Annotated in this window: 22 protein-coding genes; 18 read left to right on the top strand and 4 right to left on the bottom strand. The window is 58.9% G+C overall.

From position 1 onward, the window contains the following. A protein-coding gene (locus BMX75_RS17335; protein ID WP_092830874.1) for an IS5 family transposase occupies window positions 1-810 on the bottom strand; the annotation gives its coding sequence in 2 pieces (ribosomal slippage) (window positions 1-468 and window positions 468-810; 811 coding nt annotated over the 2 pieces). This gene is flagged as partial in the annotation. Between the two features lie 59 nt (window positions 811-869). Then, window positions 870-1,790, bottom strand: coding sequence for an ornithine carbamoyltransferase (gene argF, locus BMX75_RS17330; protein WP_092830872.1), 921 nt, complete (start codon window positions 1,788-1,790; stop codon window positions 870-872). Between the two features lie 222 nt (window positions 1,791-2,012). On the opposite strand from argF, the gene grxD reads away from it, so the two are divergent. From grxD to BMX75_RS17290, 8 genes are all read left to right on the top strand, one after another. After that, on the top strand, window positions 2,013-2,363 hold the full coding sequence (gene grxD, locus BMX75_RS17325; RefSeq protein WP_074395926.1) for a Grx4 family monothiol glutaredoxin: 351 nt from the start codon (window positions 2,013-2,015) through the stop codon (window positions 2,361-2,363). A 108-nt stretch (window positions 2,364-2,471) separates the two neighbouring features. Then, window positions 2,472-4,295 carry a DNA polymerase III subunit gamma/tau gene (dnaX, locus tag BMX75_RS17320; protein WP_092830870.1) on the top strand — a complete coding sequence of 608 codons (1,824 nt, stop codon included), beginning with the start codon at window positions 2,472-2,474 and terminating at the stop codon, window positions 4,293-4,295. Between the two features lie 36 nt (window positions 4,296-4,331). Further along, entirely contained in the window at window positions 4,332-4,658 is a 327-nt protein-coding gene (locus tag BMX75_RS17315; protein ID WP_092830868.1) for a YbaB/EbfC family nucleoid-associated protein, read from the top strand. 3 nt (window positions 4,659-4,661) lie between these two features. Further along, window positions 4,662-5,267 (top strand): recombination mediator RecR, encoded by a 606-nt coding sequence (recR, locus tag BMX75_RS17310; protein WP_066319820.1) that lies wholly within the window; start codon window positions 4,662-4,664, stop codon window positions 5,265-5,267. 50 nt (window positions 5,268-5,317) lie between these two features. Continuing rightward, window positions 5,318-6,451 (top strand): ribonuclease D, encoded by a 1,134-nt coding sequence (gene rnd / locus BMX75_RS17305; RefSeq protein WP_245748639.1) that lies wholly within the window; start codon window positions 5,318-5,320, stop codon window positions 6,449-6,451. After that, entirely contained in the window at window positions 6,448-6,753 is a 306-nt protein-coding gene (locus BMX75_RS17300) for a YcgL domain-containing protein (protein WP_092830864.1), read from the top strand. The genes rnd and BMX75_RS17300 overlap by 4 nt, the downstream gene beginning before the upstream one ends. After that, window positions 6,750-7,343, top strand: coding sequence for an acyl carrier protein phosphodiesterase (locus tag BMX75_RS17295; RefSeq protein ID WP_092830862.1), 594 nt, complete (start codon window positions 6,750-6,752; stop codon window positions 7,341-7,343). The genes BMX75_RS17300 and BMX75_RS17295 overlap by 4 nt, the downstream gene beginning before the upstream one ends. A 10-nt stretch (window positions 7,344-7,353) precedes the next feature. Beyond that, entirely contained in the window at window positions 7,354-7,809 is a 456-nt protein-coding gene (locus tag BMX75_RS17290) for a YcgN family cysteine cluster protein (protein ID WP_092830860.1), read from the top strand. Between the two features lie 42 nt (window positions 7,810-7,851). Here the strand turns inward: BMX75_RS17290 and BMX75_RS18105 are convergent, their stop codons facing one another. Then, window positions 7,852-8,013 (bottom strand): hypothetical protein, encoded by a 162-nt coding sequence (locus BMX75_RS18105; protein ID WP_175474768.1) that lies wholly within the window; start codon window positions 8,011-8,013, stop codon window positions 7,852-7,854. Between the two features lie 153 nt (window positions 8,014-8,166). Further along, on the bottom strand, window positions 8,167-10,248 hold the full coding sequence (locus tag BMX75_RS17285; RefSeq protein WP_092830858.1) for a S9 family peptidase: 2,082 nt from the start codon (window positions 10,246-10,248) through the stop codon (window positions 8,167-8,169). A 63-nt stretch (window positions 10,249-10,311) separates the two neighbouring features. Here BMX75_RS17285 and BMX75_RS17280 point away from each other — a divergent pair, with 63 nt between their 5' ends. The 10 genes from BMX75_RS17280 to BMX75_RS17235 all read left to right on the top strand — a co-directional run bounded on the left by BMX75_RS17280 (window position 10,312) and on the right by BMX75_RS17235 (window position 23,297). Continuing rightward, window positions 10,312-10,737 carry a hypothetical protein gene (locus tag BMX75_RS17280; protein WP_092830856.1) on the top strand — a complete coding sequence of 142 codons (426 nt, stop codon included), beginning with the start codon at window positions 10,312-10,314 and terminating at the stop codon, window positions 10,735-10,737. 19 nt (window positions 10,738-10,756) lie between these two features. Beyond that, entirely contained in the window at window positions 10,757-11,542 is a 786-nt protein-coding gene (locus BMX75_RS17275) for a class II glutamine amidotransferase (protein WP_092830854.1), read from the top strand. 141 nt (window positions 11,543-11,683) lie between these two features. After that, complete coding sequence (locus BMX75_RS17270) at window positions 11,684-13,360, top strand: AMP-binding protein (protein WP_092830852.1); 1,677 nt, start codon at window positions 11,684-11,686, stop codon at window positions 13,358-13,360. A gap of 199 nt (window positions 13,361-13,559) precedes the next feature. Beyond that, window positions 13,560-17,471: an ATP-dependent RNA helicase HrpA gene (gene hrpA, locus BMX75_RS17265; RefSeq protein WP_245748642.1), complete on the top strand. Its 3,912-nt coding sequence runs from the start codon at window positions 13,560-13,562 to the stop codon at window positions 17,469-17,471. Window positions 17,472-17,567: 96 nt separating this feature from the next. Further along, window positions 17,568-18,689, top strand: a complete 1,122-nt coding sequence (locus BMX75_RS17260) for a beta-ketoacyl-ACP synthase III (RefSeq protein ID WP_092830850.1) — start codon at window positions 17,568-17,570, stop codon at window positions 18,687-18,689. Window positions 18,690-18,751: 62 nt separating this feature from the next. After that, window positions 18,752-19,513: an MlaA family lipoprotein gene (locus tag BMX75_RS17255; RefSeq protein WP_245748637.1), complete on the top strand. Its 762-nt coding sequence runs from the start codon at window positions 18,752-18,754 to the stop codon at window positions 19,511-19,513. Window positions 19,514-19,521: 8 nt separating this feature from the next. After that, window positions 19,522-20,712 carry a PP2C family protein-serine/threonine phosphatase gene (locus BMX75_RS17250; protein ID WP_092830846.1) on the top strand — a complete coding sequence of 397 codons (1,191 nt, stop codon included), beginning with the start codon at window positions 19,522-19,524 and terminating at the stop codon, window positions 20,710-20,712. Then, entirely contained in the window at window positions 20,702-21,214 is a 513-nt protein-coding gene (locus BMX75_RS17245; protein ID WP_092830844.1) for an STAS domain-containing protein, read from the top strand. Before BMX75_RS17250 ends, BMX75_RS17245 begins: the two co-directional genes overlap by 11 nt. Before the next feature lie 158 nt (window positions 21,215-21,372). Then, window positions 21,373-22,566, top strand: a complete 1,194-nt coding sequence (locus BMX75_RS17240) for a multidrug effflux MFS transporter (protein WP_092830842.1) — start codon at window positions 21,373-21,375, stop codon at window positions 22,564-22,566. Then, window positions 22,563-23,297, top strand: coding sequence for a sulfite exporter TauE/SafE family protein (locus tag BMX75_RS17235; protein ID WP_092830840.1), 735 nt, complete (start codon window positions 22,563-22,565; stop codon window positions 23,295-23,297). Before BMX75_RS17240 ends, BMX75_RS17235 begins: the two co-directional genes overlap by 4 nt. Window positions 23,298-23,354 lie beyond the last annotated feature (57 nt).

The raw sequence follows: 23,354 nt of genomic DNA, 5'->3' as shown, positions 1-23,354 counted from the left end.
AAGCCAGGGTCACCATGGCCCTGAAGCTACTGGCCAGCTTGTCATAGCGGGTATTTAGCCGACGCTTTTCTTTCAACCAACCGAATAGGCGTTCTACCACATTGCGCTGACGGTATTTCGGCCGGTCGAACTGATGCGGCAGGCCAGGACGCGGGCGCCTATGCATGCGACGTCTGGGGATGATGGGCCGCATGCCGTAACGCGTGCAGTAGCGTCGAAGCTCATCACTATCGTAGCCCTTGTCAGCCACGACATAACGACTGCGTTTGCGAGGCCTACCGGAACGCCCTGGTAGTCGAACCTTCTCCAGCAACTCGATGAAATGGGTTGAATCGGCACGCTGGCCTGCTGAGAGGGAAAAGGTAAGTGGAAAACCCTGGCTATCGCACAGTAAGTGTATCTTGGTGGTCAGGCCACCACGACTGCGGCCGAGAGCATGATCGGGCGGTTCTATCGATCCCCCTTTTTACCGGCACCGCTGGCTGATCGTGTTGCTCTGATGGAGGTCGAATCGGCCATCCATGTGTCGAGATCCATAAAGCCGTCTTCCCGCAGACGCAGATGAAGACGCATCAGGATCCGATCAAAAGTGCCGTCATCGCGCCACCGACGAAAGCGCTGGTAAACGGTCTTCCAGGGGCCGTAACGTTCTGGCAGGTCGCGCCATTGCGCTCCCGAGCACAGAATCCAGAAGATCCCATTGAGCATCTGACGATCATCACGGCGTGGGCGACCCATGGTCTGTGGAGGAGAAACGATATCCTCAATCATTTGCCAGCGCTGATCGGAAAGTTCGTAACGGCCCGCCATAGCTGCCTCCTGTTCGGTGACAGGGAACAGCGTAGCAAACATGACTTTTCAGACAGAACCTAAGAATTTACCTTGCCGAGTAGCAGGAACTCGATCAGCGCCTTCTGGGCGTGGAGGCGGTTACCTGCTTCCTGCCAAACCACGGCGCGCGGGTCGTCCAGTAAGGTGTGGCTGATTTCCTCGCCGCGATGAGCGGGTAGGCAGTGTAGAAACAGGGCGTCTGGCCTGGCTTTATCAAGCAACGCCTCGGTGACCTGAAACCCTGCGAAATCCGCCTCGCGCTTGGCCTGTTCCTCTTCCTGGCCCATGGAGGCCCAGACATCCGTGGTGATCAGGTCGGCACCCTCGGCGGCGGCTTGCGGGTCGTGCAGGAGCGTCACCTGGTCGCCAGCGGCCGCCATGATGTCGGCGCGTGGCTCATACCCCTTGGGGCAACAAATCCGCAGGTGGAAGTCGAATTGTCGCGCGGCGTTGATCCAGGAATGGCACATGTTGTTGCCATCGCCAACCCATACCGCCGTTCGTCCCTTGACACTGCCGCGAAGCTCGGTCCAGGTCATGACATCGGCGAGCAGTTGGCAGGGATGATAATCATCGCTTAGCGCGTTGATGACCGGTACGCTGCTGGCGCTGGCGTAGGTTTCAAGACCAGCGTGGGAAAAGGTGCGAATCATCACCGCATCGACCATCTCGGCCAGCACGCGGGCGGTGTCCTCGATGGGTTCGCCGCGTCCCAGTTGGGTGTCACGGGGAGAGAGAAACAGGGCGTGGCCGCCGAACTGTGCCATGGCGGTTTCGAACGAAACGCGTGTACGCGTTGACGATTTCTCGAAGATCATCGCCAGCGTGCGGTTTGGCAACGGCGTATAGCGTGGCCCCTGTGCCTTCAAGTTGCTCTTGACAGTGATGGCGCGCTGAATCAAATAGTTCAGCTCGTCGGGCGTTAAGTCCAGTAACGTCAGAAAATGGCGTGTCGCCATGAAGGTAGTCTCCGCGCAAAAACCCTATCCTAGCGATGCCCTGGGGGATGCGCAACGTGGTTGGCACGCGTAGAATGGCAAGTACCGCCTAAGGTTGAGTAGTATGCTCGGGTATTAAAACGCCATGCCTCAAGCATGCTGCATTATCTATCGATCGCCTTGAGGTCGCCCGGCGGTGCGCCGCCGAATCGACCATCGAGGCCCATCTCTATAGGAGACTGTATGAGCACCACAGCCGAGAACATTCAGCGTCAAATCAGTGAAAACCCGATCCTGATTTACATGAAAGGCACGCCACAGTTGCCGCAATGCGGCTTCTCGGCGCAAACCGTTCAGGCACTGATGAGCTGCGGCGAGCGCTTCGCGTTTGTCAACGTGCTGGATAATCCAGACATTCGTGCCGAGCTGCCGAAAATTGCCAACTGGCCGACATTCCCGCAGCTATGGGTCGAAGGTGAGCTGGTCGGCGGCTGCGATATCGTGATCGAGATGCACCAGAACGGCGAGCTGGAAACGCTGGTTAAAGAAGCAGGTCAGCGCGCCGCTGCCAATGAAAGCGGTGATAATGCCTGAGGGGTTTGCCTGGCCCGTTGGGTAGACGGTTGGCGGGTCGTGGCGCAGTCGCTAGAATAACCTTTTGTCTTGGCTCTGAAGCCACACCGCCCAAGGATGTCATGCTCAATGAGCTATCAGGTTCTGGCCCGTAAATGGCGGCCGCGTACTTTTCACGAGCTTGTGGGCCAAGCCCATGTGCAGCGTGCCCTGGTCAATGCGCTTGACCAGGGCCGCCTGCACCATGCGTACCTGTTTACCGGCACGCGGGGCGTGGGCAAGACCACTCTGGCAAGGATACTGGCCAAGTGCCTGAACTGCACCGCCAATGGTCGCGGCGACGAGGGGGTTACCTCAACCCCTTGTGGGCAGTGCGATAGCTGCCAGGCCATCGATGAAGGGCGTTTTGTCGACTTGATCGAAGTGGATGCTGCTTCGCGCACCAAGGTCGAAGACACCCGTGAACTGCTCGACAACGTTCAATACGCCCCGACCCAAGGGCGCTATAAGGTGTACCTCATCGATGAGGTGCACATGCTCTCCACAAGCAGCTTTAACGCGCTGCTGAAGACACTTGAAGAGCCTCCCCCTCACGTCAAGTTCCTGCTGGCGACCACCGATCCACAAAAGCTTCCCGCGACGGTGCTCTCGCGCTGCCTGCAATTCACCCTCAAACACATGCCGCCGGAACGCGTGGTGACGCACCTGACGCACATACTGAACAGTGAAGGCGTCGCGTTTGACGAAAGCGCGCTTTGGCTGTTGGGTAAAGCGGCTGAAGGCTCCATGCGCGATGCCATGAGCCTGACTGACCAGGCGATTGCCTTTGGTCAGGGCGCCGTCAGGCATGCGGATGTGGCGGCGATGCTGGGCACCCTGGATCACCGCCACGTGATTGCGCTGATAGAGGCGTTGGCGGAGGTTAACGTTGCCCGCTTGCTGTCGGAGGTCGGTCAGCTAGCCGAGCAGAGTCCTGACTTTGCCGCAGTGCTGGATGATGTGACCGGGGTATTACATCGCTTGGCAGTGGCGCAGATGGTGCCCGACGCCGTGGATAACAGCCACGGCGACCGCGACATTATCCTGCAATTGGCATCGCGTTTCAGTGCCGAGGATATTCAGCTGTACTATCAAATCGGTATCCAGGGGCGTGGTGATATGCAACACGCCCCCGATTTGCGCAGTGCACTGGAAATGACCCTGCTGAGAATGCTGGCGTTCCGCCCTCAGGGCGTGCCCAAGCCACCGACAACTAAACTGCCGCTTCAGCCTGAAGCGCCTGTCGCACCCGAAGCGCCTGAAGAGGCGCCTGTCAGCGAGCGGCCAGAAGCAACGCCAGAAGATTCGCCGCCGCCTCCGGCGTTGGTCAACGATGAAGAAACGTCAGCCGCGCCCCCCTGGGCGCTTGACGTGTCCAGGGATGAGCCAACGCTAACCTCAGAGCCAGAGCCAGAGCCAGAGCCAGAGCCAGAGCCAGAGCCAGAGCCAGAGCCAGAGCCAGAGCCAGAGCCAGCGTCGGCTGCGCAAGTCAGTGCTTCCGCCCCCCCATCCGAGTATTGGGACCATGCCCAATGGCTTGAGCAGTTCGATGCCCTGGGGCTTGGCGGCCTGACGCGTAACCTGGCCGCCCATTGTCAGTTGGACACTGATGATGGGCACACCTTCACGCTGCGCTTGGCACCTAGCCAGTCGGCGATGCAAGCCGAGGTTCACCAGACGCGCATCGAGAATGCCCTGGCCGAACTGGGGGTAAAGCGCCGCGTGGTGTTTCATGTCGAAGACCTCGCCGGTGCCCTGGAAACCCCTCGGCAACGCGAAGTGCGTTGCCAGGCGGAGCGTCATGCTCAGGCGGTTGATGTCTTGCAGCGCGACCCCCATGTAGTAGAGTTAATGCAGGCTTTCGGCGCACAGCTTGTCGAAACCAGCGTCAAACCTGTTGAAGCGTCGCGCTAACGCTGTGCGATCCACTGATGATTGGAGAGTCTTACCATGATGAAAGGCGGCATGGGCAACTTGATGAAACAAGCCCAAGAGATGCAGGAAAAAATGCAGCGTGCCCAGGAAGAAGTGGCCGAGGCAGAAGTGTTGGGCGAAGCCGGCGCCGGCATGGTCAAGGTGACCATGAATGGCCGTCATGACGTGATTTCGGTCGATATCGACCCGAGCGTCATGCAGGAAGACAAGGAACTGCTGGAAGATCTGCTGGCGGCTGCCGTCAACGATGCAGTGCGCAAAGTCGAGGTCAACTCGAAAGCCAAGATGGAAGAAGCCACTGCCGGGCTTGATCTGCCCCCCGGCTTCAAAATGCCATTTTAAATGATGCGGTTTTCTCCGCTTGTCGAGCAACTGATGGAGGCCTTTCGCGTCTTGCCGGGCGTGGGGCCGAAAACCGCACAGCGTATGGCCATGCACCTGCTGGAACGGGACCGCCCCGGCGGCCAGAAACTGGCGTCCACCATCCAGCAGGCGATTGACGAAGTCGGCTACTGTCGGCGTTGCCGAACGCTGACAGAAGCGGATATCTGCGCGTTGTGTGAAAGCCCGCGCCGCCACGACCAGCTGCTATGCGTGGTGGAATCACCTGCCGATCAACTGGCGATTGAAGAAGCCGGCGGCTTTCAGGGGCGCTATTTCGTCCTCCATGGCCATCTGTCGCCGCTGGATGGCATCGGGCCTGATGCTATCGGCCTGGACGTGCTTGAAGCCCGTGTCGCGGAAGGTCAAATCAGCGAAGTGGTGCTCGCCACCAACCCCACGGTGGAGGGCGAAGCCACCGCGCATTACATTGCTGCCTTGCTGGCGGAACACGGCGTAACGCTATCGCGGCTTGCCTACGGCGTCCCCATGGGCGGTGAGCTGGAGTACGTAGACGGCGGCACACTCAGCCGAGCATTCAACGGCCGCCAGCCGTTCAGCAGTGAATAACTTACTCTCAAGCAAGCGCTCAGGCGGTTGTGCAAACAGGGAATAGACTTTTGTCCTCATTTCAACCCGCTGACATCAGCTGGATTGCCTCGCCGCAGGCCCTCGATGACGCCTGCCTACAGGTGGCCGATGCCCCTGTGATTGCCTTGGATACGGAGTTTTTCCGCGAGAAAACGTTTTTTCCCATCCCGGCGCTAATCCAGTTCAGTGCGGGTGAGCATGCGTTCCTGATCGACCCGCTGGCAACGCCCTGTACCGATGCCTTTCGGGCCCTTTTGCAGAATCAAGCGATCAAGCTGCTGCATGCCTGCAGTGAAGACCTGGAGGTGTTTCAAATCTGGGCAGGTGTCTTGCCCAGCCCCTTGATCGACACCCAGGTGGCGCAGGGGTTTCTGGGTGATAATCCCAGCATGGGATACCAGAAGCTGGTCGAGGCCTGGGTGGGTAGAACCCTGCCCAAGGAAGAAACCCGCTCCAATTGGCTGGAGCGCCCCTTGACCGCCGCGCAGTGCGAGTATGCCGCGCTGGACGTTATTTACCTGCTCGACGTATGGGCAAAACAGCGTGAGCAGCTCGAGCACCTTGACCGCTTTGCCTGGCTGGAGAGCGACTGCCGCCAACTGATCGACCAGGCGGGTCGCAGCGATGACAACGACACTCAGTGGTACACCCGGCAACGCCAGCTATGGCGACTCACCGCGCCACAACTGAAAGCGTATCAGCTGATGACCACCTGGCGGGAAGGCGAGACACGTCGTCGCGACATACCGCGGAACTGGCTGATAAGCGATAAACACTTGATGGCCATTGCCGAGGCGATGCCTAGCAATCGCTATGAACTAGCCCGTGTTGAAGGAATGACACCCCCGCTGGTCAAGAAAGAGGGCGATGCCCTGCTGGGCTTCGTCAAGGAGGCCCAGCATACGCCCAGTGACGCCTTGCCCACGCCATGGCCGGACCCGATGCAACCCGCCTTCAAGCAGCGTTTCAAGGCGTTAAAGAAAGTGGTTAAAGGGCATGCCGATGAACTGGGGCTTGCACCTGAGGTGTTGTTGCGGCGCCGTGATCTGGAGGCGTTGGTCATGCAGTCGCTGGCGGGGACGCCGCTAACCCTGCCCACCGGTTGGCGAGGTGAACGGCTGAATGATGATCTGGCAACGGCGTTGGAGGCGAAGACCCAGTGAGCGATAAACTGCTGTGCGAGATTTTCAAAAGCTCGCGTAAAGACGAAATGTATCTTTACGTTGATAAGCGTCAGGGGCTTGCGCATGTCCCCGAGCCGCTATTGGCATCGTTTGGCAAGCCCCAGGCATTGCTCACCATGATTTTGACCGCTGACAAAAAGCTGGCGCGTGCCAGTGCGGCAGACATCATCGAGGCGATTGATTCCCAGGGTTTTTATCTGCAGATGCCACCCGGCAACGAAACGAATTTATTGACGGAACACCTGGCCCAGCAGCGTTCCGGCAATCCGCCAGGCGAATGAATTTTCTCGCCCATGCCTGGCTTGCCCGCGACGGCAGCGATGACTTCCTCTACGGCAATCTGATTGCCGATGGGGTCAAGGGCCGCGATCTGGCCGCCTGGCCTGATGATACGGCCCTGGGTATCCGTCACCACCGCCGTGTGGACGCCTGGGTGGACGGACATCACTGCGTCAAGGCGGCGTTGCGTCGGTCGCCCCCCGCTCAGCGACGCTTCATGGGCATTGCGCTGGATATTGTCTGGGACCACTTTCTTTCCCTTGAACACCATGCCGACGCCTCACAGCCGGCATTGATCGAGCGCTGCTATCGGCTGTTGAATGAGCGCTCGGCGCCTGACCGCCTGGCCCCCATGGTGGAGCCCTTGATCACCCACGACTGGCTGCGCCGCTATGCCGATTTCGATTTCACCTGCCAGGCCATTGCTGGCGTAGGCAGACGTCTGTCAGGACCCAATCGGTTGGCGGAGCTTGTCCCATGGCTGCACGAGGATTACGCTCAGTTGAAGAGCGATTTTGATGAACTCTGGCCCGCGCTTTTTGATGCGCTAGGTACCGAGCGTCGTTTCCCAACGCATACGACTAGCAAGTGAAGGTGATCCAATGACAGGCGCGTTACGCGAGCGCTTTTGGGAGCGCTATACGCTGGAAGAACTGACCACGGCCGAGTGGGAGGCACTCTGCGATGGCTGCGGGCAGTGCTGCCTGTTGAAGCTGCACGATGAAGAAAGCCAGGAGCTGGCGGTGCTCAATGTGGCCTGTCGGCTGCTGGATACGCATAGTTGCCAATGCAGCGATTACGAAAATCGTTTTGACTTCGTCCCCGACTGTACTCAGCTGACTCCTGAGCTGGTGAAAGAATTCACCTGGTTGCCGCCCACCTGTGGCTACCGGCGTGTCGCCGAAGGGCGCAAGCTGGCCGGCTGGCACCCTTTACTCAGCAACGATGCCGAGCGAGTCCATCGCAAAGGGGTGAGTGTGCGCAGCTATGCCGTTTCTCAGGATGATGTTCCCGAACACCGGCTGGAATCCCATATCATCGCCGTACTACCCATGTAGCGCCCTGCTTATGGGTAGCATGTGCATTCCCACCCCTGTTTGTTAAACGGCTGACTTGCGTGTTGGCTTATCCCAGATCGATAAAAATGCCTCTTTCGCTGGTTTTGCTGCCTGCGTTACCGCTTGCGCAGGCGATGGCGCTTTTGCTTTGCGGGGCTGGCGCGGTGTATCCCAAATGGTCGGGAAATGATCGTGATGTGGCATGGTATCTCCTTGAGGTTTTACAACCTTGGTCTGTAAGACTAAGGCATAATATGCCACATGATTCTATTTTATGGAAATCTTTTCCATAAAAATCCTTCCGTCTAACGATCTTTCATAAAACTATCTTTCATAAAACGATCTATCAGGATTGGATCAATCCACCAAGCCTAGCGCCCAGAGAATAAAGGCATCCTGGCGAGCGGCATCGCGCCACGCCTTGAAACGGCCGGAGGCGCCGCCGTGGCCACTACTCATATCGGTGTGTAGCAATACCGGCGCGTCGCCTTGCTGGAGTTGGCTGACCCGCGCATAGAATTTCGCCGGTTCCCAATAGCTAACCCGGGTATCAAACCAGCTGCCTTCCAGCCACAACGCCGGGTAGCGTTGGGCCGTCACGTTGTCGATGGGCGAATAATGGCGGATACGTTCGGCCACCTGCGGGTCGACCGGGTTGCCCCATTCGCTGTATTCGGCGGTGGTCAACGGCAGCGACGGATTCTGCATGGTGCGTAGCACGTCGAGAAACGGTACCTCGAGGACACCGGCGCAAAACGACTCAGGGGCGCGATTGAGGCAGGTGCCCACCAGCAGGCCGCCAGCGCTTGCGCCACAGGCGACAATTCGCTGTGGATCGCTCAAGCCTTGCGCCACCAGGGCATCGCGGGCGGCTAGAAAGTCGTCAAAGCTGTGTTCCTTGTGGGCCATCTTGCCGTCCAGATACCAAGGCTCGCCACGCTCGCCGCCTCCACGCACGTGGGCCACGGCAAAGGCAATACCCCGCTCGAGCAGTTCCAGGCGGGCAATGGAAAACCACGGGTCGAGGGGTTCTCCGTAAGCACCATAGCCATATAACAGGGTGGGCAGCGGCTGGTTGGCCAGGTCGCTACGCGTAACGACCGAGACAGGAACACGCTGGCCGTCGGCACTGGTCGCCCAGATCCGCTGACTGACAAGCTGTTCCGGTGCCAGGCTGCCATATACCGGCACGCGTTTGAGCAGTGTGCGCTCCCCGGTGGTCAGGTCCAGGGCATACCAGCTGGGCGGACGGGTAAACGATTCTTCCCGCAGACGCAGCACCTGGGTATCGAAGTGGGGGGCGTCCTCAAGCAGCTGTGAGCACAGCGATTCGGGTTGGTCGAGGTAGTCGTCCCGGGTGATATGCTGCTGCGGGTTGAGGTCCAGACGACGCAGTCGCACCTGCGCTCGATCATGATCGCGTTCAGCAAGCATCAGCCCCCAGGCGAAGGCATCTATGCCCTCCAGGGTAGCGTCTTCCCGCGCCGGGACGAGGGGCTGCCATGCAGGCGAGTCGCTATTCAGTGCCTCGATGGCCAACACGTCAAGCTGGAAATGGGCGCTGGCTTGATTATGCAGCCGATAAAATACGCCGGGACGATGGTCTACCGTATACTCAACGCCGGGTTGTCGAGTTTGAAGACAGCGGGGTGTATCGGTCGGCGTTCGGGCTGGCACCACGTGGACTTCACTGGTGTCTTTGGAGGCGCTTTCAAGCACCAGCCACTCACGGGAACGGGTTTTGCCCATGCCCAGCCAAAACTCCGGGTCGTCCTCGCGCAGCAATAACGTCGCTGGCTGGGAGTGCGGTGTGTGGTCAAGGCTGATGGGCAGGCACCAAATGCTGTCCGGGCGTTGGGTGTCGTCGAAGCGGGTAAACAGCAGCGAGGCACGGCCTGCGGTCTGGTCTTCTGCCCAGCAGATGCCGGGGCCGATGTCGCTGAGCAACTGAACCGGTTGACCGTCGGGCAGGCGTTTTAGCCACAGGGTAAACCGCTCGTCTCCCTGGGTGTCGTCGGTCCAGGCCAGCCATGCTTCATCCGGTGACAGCGCCATGTCGCCCATTTCGTAGAATGGCTGCCCGGTGGCAAGGTCGGGTACCGCCAGAACGCATTCAGAGGCGTCGGGCTGACCGTTGGGGTGACGCCACCAGCGGGGGTATTCCTCATCGGCGGCGGTTTCGCTCCAGAACGTAAAGTGGTCGAGCGTTGTCGGAAGGCTGGTGACCGCGAGTTCCCGTCGGCGCAGGTGGCTTTCATAAAGCGCGTCGGCAAGCGGTTCCAGCGGTTTGAACCATTCGGCATGCTGCTGGTTAGCCGCGCTTAAAAATTGGCTGACATCGGCGCTGTCACGCTGCTCTAGCCAGTGCCAGTGTGGATCATCCGCACGAAAATAGGTGCTGACCGGGTGGCTGTTGTTCAAAGCTGGCTGTGCTTTCATAAATTGATAGGTACCATAAACGGGAAATCTACGTTGGGTGAGTGCACCCTCATGAGGAGTATTATGCTGTTTGCTGATTCAATGTCACTGTTGTGGTTGAGTTATTACGGCCTGTCACTGGTCGTGTTCGTGGCTATTTATTTTGCGTTCGCCTTTTTACCCAGGCTGCCGCGCCTGTTGCTGACATGGTGCATTGGCGGTGCGATGTGGGCGCCTGCACCCTTTCGGTTGCCGCTGGTGGAAGAGGGCGAGTTTTACACGGGGTGGGCACCTTCCGCCATGGTCGCCGCTGTGGGGTTTTTAGAGAGCAACGGTGGTGCCCTGCGTAATGGCCTGCTGTGTTTGGTACTTGGTGTGGCCATCGGCGGGGTAGTGGGGGTGTTACTTTGGTGGCGAGGGCGTAACAAGGTCGTCGATGCGCCTGTGGCCGAGGAAAAAGCGGCCAGCGACCGCGAAGAAACGCGCCGCCGCGAACCGGTGATCCGTTAAGCCGGACAGGAGCGCGTCAATGTGTGAGCTGTTGGGAATGAGCGCCAATGTGCCCACCGATATCTGTTTCAGCTTCGCAGGCTTCCTGCACCGGGGCGGCGGAACAGGACCGCATCGGGACGGTTGGGGCATTGCCTTCTATGAAGAAGGAGGCTACCGGGAGTTTCGCGACCCCCATCCGTCGGTAGACTCGCCCATCGCGAGACTGATCTGCGATTACCCGATCAAATCCAATGTCGTGATCAGTCATATTCGTCAGGCCAATGTTGGTGGAGTCACCTTGGCCAATACCCATCCGTTTACCCGTGAAATGTGGGGGCGGCCCTGGTGCTACGCCCACAATGGTCAGCTGAGCGACTGGCAGCCTTTACCGTTGGGCGTTTATACCCCCGTGGGTAGCACGGATAGCGAGCATGCTTTCTGCTGGCTGATGAGCGAGCTGAGGCGTGCCTTTCCAACCCCGCCGGACGAGCAGGCGCCGCTTTGGCAAACGCTCCATGGTCTTTGCGAGCGGTTGCGAACCTTGGGTGTCTTTAATCTACTGCTTTCTGACGGCACGTATCTCTATACCTACTGTTCAACTAAGCTTGCTCATATCACCCGTGCTGCGCCTTTTGGTGAGGCTGAACTGTCTGATGCCGAACTAACGGTCAACTTTGCCGAACATACCACGCCCAACGATATCGTGTCGGTGATTGCGACCGAACCACTGACCCATAATGAACACTGGTGCCGCATGCAGCCGGGGGAATTGCTGGTGTGGCGAGATGGATGCATTCAGGCGCGCTATTTAAGTCAGGCATGATAGGAGGTTAGGGCTAAAGTTGAAACGAAAGTTTCAATCGATCGTTTTACAGTGGTAGGTCAGTCGTATATCGTTGCGTTCTTCGCGACTCGACAACAACAAGGTCGGTGACGACATCGACATGGAAACTGGAGATTGCCCATGAGCGAACAAGCTGATGCCCCTATTCTTCGCGGTCCCGTGCTCGAGGGGTTAGAGCAGTACGGTGCCGTGACCGACGTTTTCCACACGGCCGTTGAACGTTTCAAAGACAAGCCGGCATTTAGCTGCATGGGCAAAACGCTCAGCTTTGCTGACCTTGACCGGTTATCGGCCAATTTTGCCGCCTGGTTACAGCATGAAACCGACCTGGTGCCCGGTGACCGGATCGCCATTCAACTGCCCAATGTGCTGCAGTTCCCGGTGGCGGTATTTGGTGCGCTGCGCGCGGGCCTGGTGGTGGTCAACACCAACCCGCTGTATACCGAGCGCGAAATGGCCCACCAGTTCAAGGATGCCAACGCCAAGGCGATTGTGATCCTGGCCAACATGGCGGACAAGCTCGAGCGCGTGCTCGACAAAACGGAGATCAAGCATGTGGTCGTGACGGAGCTTGCCGACCTGCACGACTTCCCCAAGCGGCTGCTGATCAACAGCGTGGTCAAGTACATCAAGAAAATGGTCCCGCGCTTTTCGTTACCTCAGTCGGTGCGTCTGCGCGATGCGTTGAATAAAGGGCAGGCCTTGAGTCACCGCGAAGTCACCCGAGACCAGGAGGACCTGGCCGCGCTTCAATATACCGGGGGGACCACCGGCATGCCCAAAGGGGCGATGCTGACCCACCGTAACCTTGTCGCCAACATGCTGCAGGCCCGACAGGCTATCGGCGGTAACCTGACCGATGGCAACGAACTGGTGATTGCGCCGTTGCCCGTGTACCACATTTACACCTTTACCGTGAACTGCCTGTTTCTGATGGAGACTGGCAACCATTCGGTATTGATCACTAACCCGCGTGATCTGGATGGCTTTATCAAGTCATTGAAGGGCATGCCGTTTACCGCCTTTATTGGTCTCAATACACTGTTCAATGCGCTGTGCAATCGCGAGGACTTCAAGCAGCTCGACTTCTCGAAACTGCACCTGACCATTTCTGGCGGTATGGCCTTGACGAAAACCTCCGCGAAGCGCTGGGAAGAGGTAACGGGGTGTCCCATCTCGGAAGGCTACGGACTCACGGAAACCTCGCCGATTGTCAGTTTCAACCCGTCGGATGCCATTCAGCTAGGCACGATTGGCAAACCGGTGGCAGGGACGGCGGTCAAAGTCGTCAATGCCGACGGTCAGGACCAGCCGCTGGGCGAGCCTGGCGAGCTGTGTGTGCAGGGCCCTCAGGTCATGAAGGGCTACTGGCAGCGTGAGGAAGAGACGCGCGCCTCCATTGATGCCGACGGCTGGTTCTATACCGGTGATATTGCCGTGCTCCAGGAAGACGGCTACATCCGTATTGTGGACCGCAAGAAAGACATGATTCTGGTCTCGGGATTCAATGTTTATCCCAACGAAGTGGAAGACGTCGTGGCCGGACATCCCGATGTGGTCGAGTCAGCCGCGGTAGGCGTTGCCGATGAAGCGGCGGGAGAGGCCATCAAGCTGTTCGTGGTCAGCAAAAATCCCGAGCTGGATGCCGAAACGCTGCGTCGCTGGTGCAAGAGTGAACTTGCCGGTTACAAAGTGCCGAAGCACATCGAGTTTCGCGATGAGCTGCCCAAAACGAACGTCGGTAAGGTGCTGCGCCGTCAGCTCCGTGACGAAGATAACACCTCCGCTGACGCTTAATCGGTGGCGCGATTTATGCGCCGACTAAGCGAACGCGTTACAATGATCTGCCCGCTCGGTTGAGCGGGCAGACTTTTTTATACGTGCCACCCTGCAAGTGCCCATAGGACCTGGATATATCGTGACCAACGACACGCCGCTCGCAACGACCTCCGATGCACAACGCCTCAAGACGCTCAAGTCCGCCGTGAACAACACGATGCGACGCGATGCCCAGCGTTTCGAGCGGCGGTTGGCCGGTTTGTCGCGTCGTCTGCAGGAGGGTAAGCCCATCGACCGGGGGTTGAACGAGCTGGAACCCGAGGTGGCGCGCGCGCAGCAGGTGCTTCACCAGCGAGAGAACCAGTCGTTTAACTGGAACTACCCGAACGAATTGCCGGTGGTTGAACGCCGTGAGGATATTCTTGCGGCGCTGCGCGACCATCAGGTCGTTGTCGTCGCGGGGGAAACCGGGTCGGGTAAAACCACCCAGTTACCCAAAATGTGCCTGGAGCTAGGCCGTGGTCGGCGTGGCCTGATAGGCCACACCCAGCCGCGGCGGCTTGCCGCGCGCAGTGTGGCCACCCGGCTTGCCGAGGAACTGGCGGTGCCGCTTGGCGAGCAGGTGGGGTATCAGGTCAGGTTTACCGACCAGAGCAACGAGAACACCCTGGTCAAGCTGATGACCGACGGGATCCTGCTGGCGGAAACCCAGCACGACCCGCTTTTGCTGCGCTACGACACCATCATTATCGATGAAGCCCACGAGCGCAGCCTCAACATCGATTTCCTGCTGGGCTATCTGAAACGTCTGCTCCCCAAGCGCCCGGACCTGTCGGTTATCATCACCTCGGCCACCATCGACGTGGCGCGATTTGCCGCCCATTTCGGCAGTGCCCAGCGCCCCGCCCCGACGGTTGAAGTCTCCGGCCGGGCTTATCCGGTTGAGGTGCATTACCGGCCACTGGTACGCGACGGCGAGGACGAAGAGGACCGCACCCTGCAAGAGGGTATCCTCCACGCGGTCGAGGAGATCGAGGGGCTGGAGCGTGAAAAGGGCTGGCAGCAGGGGCCTCGCGATGTGCTGGTGTTCCTGCCCGGCGAGCGGGAAATTCGTGAAACGGCCGATACGCTGCGCCGCGCTGATTTGCGTGACTGTGAAGTACTGCCGCTGTACGCACGGCTTTCCAACGCCGAGCAGAACCGGGTGTTCGCGCCGCACCGTGGGCGACGAATCGTGCTGGCGACCAACGTTGCCGAAACTTCGCTGACCGTCCCCGGCATCCGCTATGTGATCGACCCGGGGTTGGTGCGTATCAGCCGTTATAGCTACCGGTCGAAGATCCAGCGCTTGCCGGTCGAGCCGGTGAGCCAGGCCAGCGCCAACCAGCGCATGGGACGCTGTGGGCGGATTGCCGAAGGCGTGTGTATCCGTCTGTACGACGAGGACGATTTCCTGGCCCGTCCGGCGTTTACCGACCCAGAGATCCAGCGTACCAATCTTGCCTCGGTCATTTTATCCATGCTGGCCCTCAAACTGGGCGACATCGAAGACTTCCCGTTTGTCGACCCGCCCGATAGCCGCTTTATCAAAGACGGTTTCCGCCTGCTCTTTGAACTCGGGGCGGTGGACGAGCGCCAGCGGCTCACGGCGCTGGGTCGCAAGCTCGCGCGGTTGCCGATAGACCCCCGGCTGGCGCGTATGGTGCTGGCGGGTCACGAGCAGGGCAGCCTGCGCGATGTATTGGTCGTGGTCTCTGGACTGGCGATTCAGGACCCCCGCGACCGTCCGGCCGACAAACGCCAGGCCGCTGATCAGGCCCACCAGCGCTGGCACGATCCCGACTCGGATTTCGTGGCGCTGCTGAACCTTTGGCACGGCATCGACAATGCCCGCGAGGCGCTGTCGGGCAATCAACTGCGTCGCTGGTGCCGGGACCACTACATCAATTACCTGCGCGTACGCGAGTGGCACGATACCTTCCGCCAGTTGCGTCAGTTGCTGCGCGATATGGACATCGAGGTGCCAGCGCCGACGCCCGCCCCGGCGGATGAAAACGAAGAGCAGGCCCGACAGGCGCGGCGTAAAACCTCCGGCCCGCTACACAAGGCCTTGCTGACCGGGTTGCTCTCCAACCTGGGTACGCTGCTGGAAAATCGCGAGTACTTAGGTGCGCGTAATCGTAAGTTCATGATTCATCCAGGCTCGGGGTTGGCCAAAAAAACGCCCAAATGGTTGATGGCCTTCGAGCTGGTGGAAACCTCCAAGCTGTTTGCGCGCACCGTGGCAAAGATTGACCCCCAATGGATTGAGCCGCTGGCGTCACATCTGGTCAAGCGCAGCTACAGCGAGCCTCACTGGGAAATGAAGCGTGCCCAGGTAGTGGCATTCGAGCAGGTGACCCTGTTTGGTTTGCCCATCGTGACCCGGCGCCGTGTGCATTACGGCCCGATCGCCCCGGCCGAGTCGCGGGAGCTGTTCATTCGCCGCGCGCTGGTAGAGGGCGAGTTTCACACCAAGGGCGAGTTTTTTGCCCACAACCGGGCGCTGATTGAAGAAGTCGAATCGCTTGAAGACCGTGCCCGTCGTCGCGACATCCTGGTCGACGAAGACACCTTGTTTGCGTTTTACGACGAGCGGCTCCCCAGTGACATCGTCAACGGCAAGGGGTTTGAACACTGGCGCAAGCAGGCCGAACAGCAGGAACCAGAGCTGCTCAAGTTCGATATCGAAGCGCTCAAGGCCCGCGACGCCGAGGACGTCACAAAGGCGCAGTACCCTGATCATCTGACCCTTTCGGGGGTTGCCTACCCGTTGAGCTATCATTTTGACCCCGACGCGGAGGACGATGGCGTCACCTTGACCGTCCCCGCGGCAATGCTGCCACAATTGCCAGAGCATGCCCTGGAGTGGCTGGTACCCGGCTTGCTGCGCGAGAAATGCATTGCCTTGATGAAAGCCTTGCCCAAGAGCATTCGCCGCCAGGTAGTGCCCATTCCTGACTGGGTCGACGCTGCACTGGAAACGCTGGTGCCGGATGAGCGGCCCTTGACCGAGGCCCTGGGCGAGTTCATTCGCCAGCGCACAGGGATACGTGTGCACCCGGACGATTGGCGCTTTGATACCTTGCCCGCTCACCTGATGATGAATATCCGGGTGGTGGATCATGATGGCGAGACGCTGGGGCAGGGCCGCTCCCTGCGGGCATTGGAAACGACGTTTGAAGCGGCGGCCAAGGCCGGTGCTCAGGCACTGTCCGAGCAGGTCAGCGAAGCCCCGGATTTATCAGGCTTACCTGAGGAGCCCCTGCCCGATTCCCGCGTGACCACCCAGGCGGGTATTCGGGTTGAAGCCTACCCGGCATTGGTTAACGAGGCCGATACGTTTAAGGTAACGCTCTTTGACCATGCGGCAAAAGCTCAGGCGGCCCACCAAATGGGCGTGGCGCGTCTGGCGATGCAGCAATCTCCCGCCCAGGTCAAGGCAATCAAGGCACTGCCCGCGCTGGAAAAGTGCGCCTTGTTGTTCACCAACGTGGGTAGCAAGCAGGCGTTGATCGACGATGTGTTAGTGGCGGTGTTTACCCAAACGGTGGCGCAAGCGCCAATCCCTCGCTCGGCCGCCGAGCTGAGTGACCGCCTGGCAGCGGTCAAGGGCGACCTGGTACCCCACGCCGAGCAACTGCTTGGCCAGGTGGAAGCGGCGCTGAAAGGCCATTTGGCGGTCAGCAAGATACTGAAAGGCAAGCTGAACTTTGCGCTGGCGCTTGTCTACAGTGACGTGAAAGCACAAATGCAGCGGCTTGTTTACCCTGGCTTTATTACCCAGGCAGGGGAGTGGCTTTCAGAGTACCCGCGCTACACCGAGGCAGCCTTGATCCGGTTGGAAAAAGCCGCCCGCGAGCGGGGGCGCGATCAAATGCTGATGCAGGACATTCAGGCGATGGAGGAAAAATTCGATGCCCGTCGCGAAAACGAACGCCGTGGGCGCGTTGAAGACCCGTCGCTTGTCGAGTTTGGCTGGTGGTTGCAGGAACTTCGCGTCTCGTTATTTGCCCAGCAGTTGGGGACACGGATGCCCGTTTCGGTGAAGCGGCTGGAGAAACGTTGGCAAGAGATAATTAGCGTTTAGATGCGGGCTGGAAAAATGCGCGTTAAACGCACACAGTGATGATATTGGCGGCGGTTGAAGCTTCCTGGCGCAAGCAGCCGTGAAAAGGAGATGTACATGACACACGTGGTGATAACCGGTACGGGGCTTTATACACCGGAACACGCCATCGATAATGCGTCCTTGGTTGCCGCATTCAACGCCTGGGTGGATCAGGAAAATGACCGCCATGCAGAAGCCATTGAGCAGGGGCAGCGGGAACCACTCGCTCACTCGAGTAGCGACTTCATTGAAAAAGCGTCAGGCATCAAGAGCCGCTACGTATTGAATGCCGATGGTATTCTTGACCCGGCGCGCATGCGTCCCAAACTGCCTCAGCGGCAAAACGACGAGCCTTCTATCCAATGTGACATGGCGCTGAGTGCCGCGCGTGAGGCATTAGCCAATGCGAAGGTGGCTGCCGGGGATATTGAGCTTGTGATCGTTGCCTGCTCCAACCTCGAGCGCGCCTATCCAGCCGTGGCGGTTGAGCTTCAGCACGCGCTGGGTGCTGGCGGCTACGGTTTCGATATGAATGTGGCCTGCAGTTCGGCGACCTTCGCGATTGAAACCGCTGCCAACGCCATTGCATCGGGCAGCGTGAAGCGCGCGTTGATCGTGAATCCTGAAATATGCTCGGCGCACCTCAATTTTACCGACCGTGACAGCCACTTTATTTTTGGTGATGCGTGTACCGCAATGGTGCTTGAAGACGCGTCGAGTGCATCCGCCGACGAGACCTACGAGATACTGGGGACCCGGTTAGCGACGATTTATTCCAATGCCATCCGCAACAACGCCGGGTTTCTGAATCGCGTCACCGATAGTGATCCGCTAGCGGAAGATAAGCTGTTCGTTCAGGAAGGCCGCCGCGTTTTTCGCGAGGTATGCCCGATGGTCGCGTCGATGATCGCGCAGCATTTGGCATCGCTGGAGTTACAGGGCAGCGATTTGAAGCGCCTCTGGCTGCATCAGGCAAACCGCCATATGAACGATATGATTGCGCGCAAAGTGCTCGGTTACGACCCCAGTGCGGAACAGGCGCCGATCATTCTTGATCGCTACGCGAATACCAGCTCAGCAGGGTCGATCATCGCGTTTCATTTACACCGTGAATCGCTGGAGGCGGGTGACATTGGCGTTATCTGCTCTTTCGGTGCGGGGTACAGTGCAGGCAGCGTGGTCGTCAGGCGTCGATGAGCTGCTTGCAGATACAAAATACAGAGGAACGCAGTATGCCTAGGGTAGGGAGATGTCACTTGATGCGGCGACGTTTAAGAGGAGTCGCCTTGGCCTCGACGTTGGTGATGGCGCTGGGCGGTTGTGCCAGCACCGGTTCAACCGGTTCAGAAGCCTCGCAGGCGTCCAATCCGGATGACCCCTGGGAAGGTTTTAACCGTAAAGTGTTTGTCTTCAATGACGTGCTTGATCGTTATGCGTTAAAACCCGTTGCCTCGGGATATCGCACTATTACCCCCGAGCCACTACAGTTGGGGGTGGGTAATTTCTTCAGCAATCTGGGCGAGCTTCGCACCACGGTGAACAGTCTGCTCCAGGGCAAACCAGCCAATGCCGGGCGTTCGACATCACGGTTTTTGGTCAACACCACCATGGGGATTGGCGGACTCTTCGATATTGCCTCTCGCATGGATATCGACTCAGACGAGGAAGACTTCGGCCAAACCCTGGCGACATGGGGATGGGAAGACTCGCGCTATCTGGTGCTGCCCCTGCTCGGGCCTAGCACGCTGCGTGACACATCGGGACTGCCAGCCGATATGGCAGCCTATCCGGTCACCTACGTCGACGACGATGCGGTGCGAGCGGGACTGACGGCACTCAATATCGTGGATACCCGAGCCGGCCTGCTGGATCAGGAAGAACTGATCCAGGGCGACCGTTACCGGTTTATTCGCGATGCCTATCTCCAGCGTCGTCAGTTTGAAATTAGCGACGGCGAACTCGGGGATGATCCGTTTTCTGCCGATGACTTTGAATTCGATGATGCCGACTTCGCCGACTGAGGCTTGCCATGGCGCATAAGCAGCTGATTGCGGTAATCGATGAGCCCGGCACCGAGCGCGATGCGCTTGCCGAGGCGATTACCTGCGATGGTATGTGGGTATATGCAGCGGATAATATCGCCCATTTACCGGCCGAAACGGCCCTGATCGTGGCCCACGCCCGGGCGGTTCCCCGTCAGCAGTGGTCGCAGTTGACCCATCATTTGCCGACGGTAGTGGTGAGTGATTCGCGTCAGGATGCCGACTTGATAAAAGCGGTGGACGTTGGGCTGGTCGACTATATTGTCCACCCGCTGCGTCACGCTGAACTGCTGCGGCGCATGATCCGCAAGGCGATCGAACTGGATGTGCTTGAGAAAGCCCGTGCCCGTGATCACGAGCGATTAGCCGAGCTGAACGAAAGCCTGGAAACCCACTTGGCATTGCTGCGCATGGACCAGCAGAGCGGGGGACACATTCAGCGTCGCCTGCTGCCGCCGCGCCCCAAGGTCATCAACGGGGTTTACTATGACTACTGGTTCGCGCCATCGCTTTATTTGTCCGGGGATTTTCTCGACTACCAACGCTACAATTCGCGTTACAGTGCCTTCTACTTTGCCGATGTGTCAGGCCATGGGGCATCCTCGGCATTTGTCACGGTATTGTTGAAGTACCTTTGCAATCGCTGGCTAGGTGAATGGGACGGTATTCAACCCGATAAACTGCCCAGCCAGTGGCTGGCGGCGATGAACCGCGAGTTGCAAGGGACTGATATTGGTAAGCACGCCACATTATTTGTTGGCGTTATTGACCATGAGGCGCATACTCTTCACTATTCGCTCGGGGCACAGTTACCGATGCCGTTATTAGTCTCGGGTGACCAACTGACGCGGTTGCCGGGTGAAGGAATGCCGGTAGGGCTGTTCCCCGATGTGGAGTACCCCGTTCTCAGTTGTGAACTGCCGGAGAACTTTCGGCTATGGCTGTGCTCGGATGGCGTATTGGAGTGCTTGCCGGGTGATTCGCTCGACACGCGGCTCAGGGAGCTTGAGCAATTCGTAAGCGTGAGTACCACGCTTGAACAGCTTTGTGATCGACTGACCAACAACAACGCACTGTTAAGCAAACAGCGTGCTGGTGATGAGGACAGCCCCGATCGTGATGCTTTGCCCGACGACCTGACAATCATGATGGTGAGCGGATTTGGTCATGCTGACTGAAGAAGGTCGCATAAAAGCGGCGTTCGACTCTGGTGTTTTTGTTTTAAAATTGTGTGGCGATGTACGCTTGACACTGTGTGCCACTCTGGACACCCAGGCTCAGCGGCTGGCGGAGACGCCAGGGTTGAGCGCTGTGATGATCGACCTGCGTGAGGCGACAAACGTTGACTCCACGGCGCTCGGTTTTCTTGCCAAGGTATCCCTGGCGGTAAAAGGGCGCCTGGAACAGCCGCCAACGATCATCGTGGATAATCAGGATGTGCGCCAGATGCTCGATGTCATGGGATTTGCGCGTTTTTTCACCTTGATGGAAGCTCCGCTTCAGCCCACGGCAGACTTGAGCACCTTAGAGGAATTGCCCGAAGTGCCGGCGGATGAAGAGGGCCTGCGTGAGCGCATTCTGGAAGCCCACCGTATCCTCATGCGCATGAACGAGCACAACCGCGAACAGTTTCAGCCGCTGGTGGAAATGCTCGAATCCCAAGAGACAACCCACCACTGACGGTTCCGCCCGCTGGCCTCAGCCGCGTTTCCCCTCTTCAGATATCATCTCCATGACGGCCTTAGCGTGATCGTGGCCGACAATGTAGCTTAAAAGGCATATAATTAGCGGCCTACCTTTATGCTGCCAGGGTGACTGCGGCCACCCTAAGGAGAGACATGGAACTCAATCCCCGGCGCGTCGCTATTCTGGTGGCCGCCAACACGGCCTTGGCGCCTTTTGCCATTGATGCCTATTTACCGGCCATGGCGGCCATTGCCGATACCATCAATGCAAGCATTCATCGCGCCGAACTTTCGATTAGCGTCTTCCTGTTCGGCTTTGCGCTGGGGCAGCTGTGTTTCGGCCCCATGTCTGACCGGCTAGGGCGCAAGCCGGTGCTGATGAGCGGCCTGGTCGTGTTTCTATGCGCCAGCTTGATGATTATGACCGCTGACAGCCTTACCTCTCTGCTTGTTTGGCGGTTTGTACAGGCCTTGGGCGGCGGGGCCTGCGTGGTCAACTCGGCAGCGATCGTGCGCGACTGTTTCAGCGGCCGCGAAGCCGCCAGGGTGATGTCGACCATGGCCATGATCATGATGCTCGCGCCCCTGGTCGCCCCGGCGGTGGGGAGCCTGTTGCTGCACATGGCGGACTGGTGGCTGATCTTTGTGTTTCTCTCCGTGTATGCGGGGTTTCTTCTCTGGCTGCTGGGAACGAGGCTGCCTGAAACCCGCGATATGTCGCTGCCAGCAGCGTCGCCGCGCCAGGTGATTCGCAACTATGCCAGTGTGCTGCGCCATCGCGAGGGGATGGGGTATATCTGCGCTGTGGCCGCGTCGTTCGCGGGGCTGTTCGCCTTTGTGACGGCGTCGCCGTTTCTTTACCTGGACTATTTCTCGCTGAGCCCGGGCGTGTACCCGTTCGTGTTTGGCGTCAACGTGGTCATGATCGCCGGGTCGAACCGGGTCAACATCTATCTATTGCGTAAACGCACGCCCCAGCAGAATCTACGCCTGGGGCTGGCGGTTCAACTGATCGCCGCATTGGGCCTGGTAGCTGCCACAGCCCTCAATATTGCTTCATTGGGCGTTGTCGTCCCGTTGGTCATGTTGTTTACCGGCATGATCGGTCTGATTACCCCCAATGCGATTTCCTCATTGCTGGATCATTTCGGTCATATCAGTGCCACCGCCACGGCCCTGTTGGGCGGTATTCAATTTAGCTGTGGCGCCCTGGCGGGGGCCATGGTGGGCCTGTTTGAAGTCGAACACCTCTGGCCGATGGTACTGACCATGCTGGCGGCGGCTCTGTTGGGTAACGTCGGCGTGCGCCTGCTGACGCCAGCGGCAACGGATGAGCGCTCGGCATGATCGCGGACCTTGCCGCGTGGCTGGATATGTCGGTGAGTACCTGGGTGGGGTGTGCGCTGACCCTGGCATTAGGCGCCTTTGTGCAGCGAGCCACCGGCTTTGGCTTGGCGGTTGTTGGCGCACCGCTGCTGTTGATGATTGAGCCGCGCCTGGTGCCTGTGGTGCTGGTGCTGTTCGGGTTCACCGTTTCATTAATGATGGTACGCCATTACCGGCATGAGGTGCGCCTGGGGGCACTGACCATGGCGCTGGTGGGACGTTTGCCGGGCAATGCGTTGGGGATCTGGCTGCTGATCGCGGCGCCCATGGTGGTATTGGAAAAGTTGATTGCTGCCATCGTGCTGTTTGCAGTATTCGTCACGCTATGCCGCGTGCGGCTGCCGGTCAATCGCTTGTCGCTATTTGGCGCAGGGGTGTTCTCGGGGATTTTCGGTACTGTCGCCGCCATTGGCGGGCCGCCAATGGTGCTGCTAATGCATGGATTTGCCCCAGACCGTCTGCGCGGTAATCTGGCGGCTTTTTTTATCATCACCTCGATGCTGACGCTCGCCACGCTGGCGTTGGCAGGGCAGGTAGGTTCATGGCATCTGGGTGTGGCGGCAACGCTATTGCCTGGGGTGCTGCTGGGGAATGCGCTGGCGGATGCGGTGGCGCACCGCATTGACCGGCAATGGCTTCAGGCGGCGTCCCTTGCGCTGTGTACCCTGGCCGCCGTGGGGCTGTTGTTGTAATACATCATGGCGTTGTCGACCGTGGCGAAAAAAAAAGTTAAAAAAATGATTGTGTGA

The organism is Vreelandella subterranea, assembly GCF_900111305.1.
GTDB lineage: Bacteria > Pseudomonadota > Gammaproteobacteria > Pseudomonadales > Halomonadaceae > Vreelandella > Vreelandella subterranea.
Note: the sequence above shows the minus strand (reverse complement) of the source record. Positions and strands in the feature narration are given on the sequence as shown.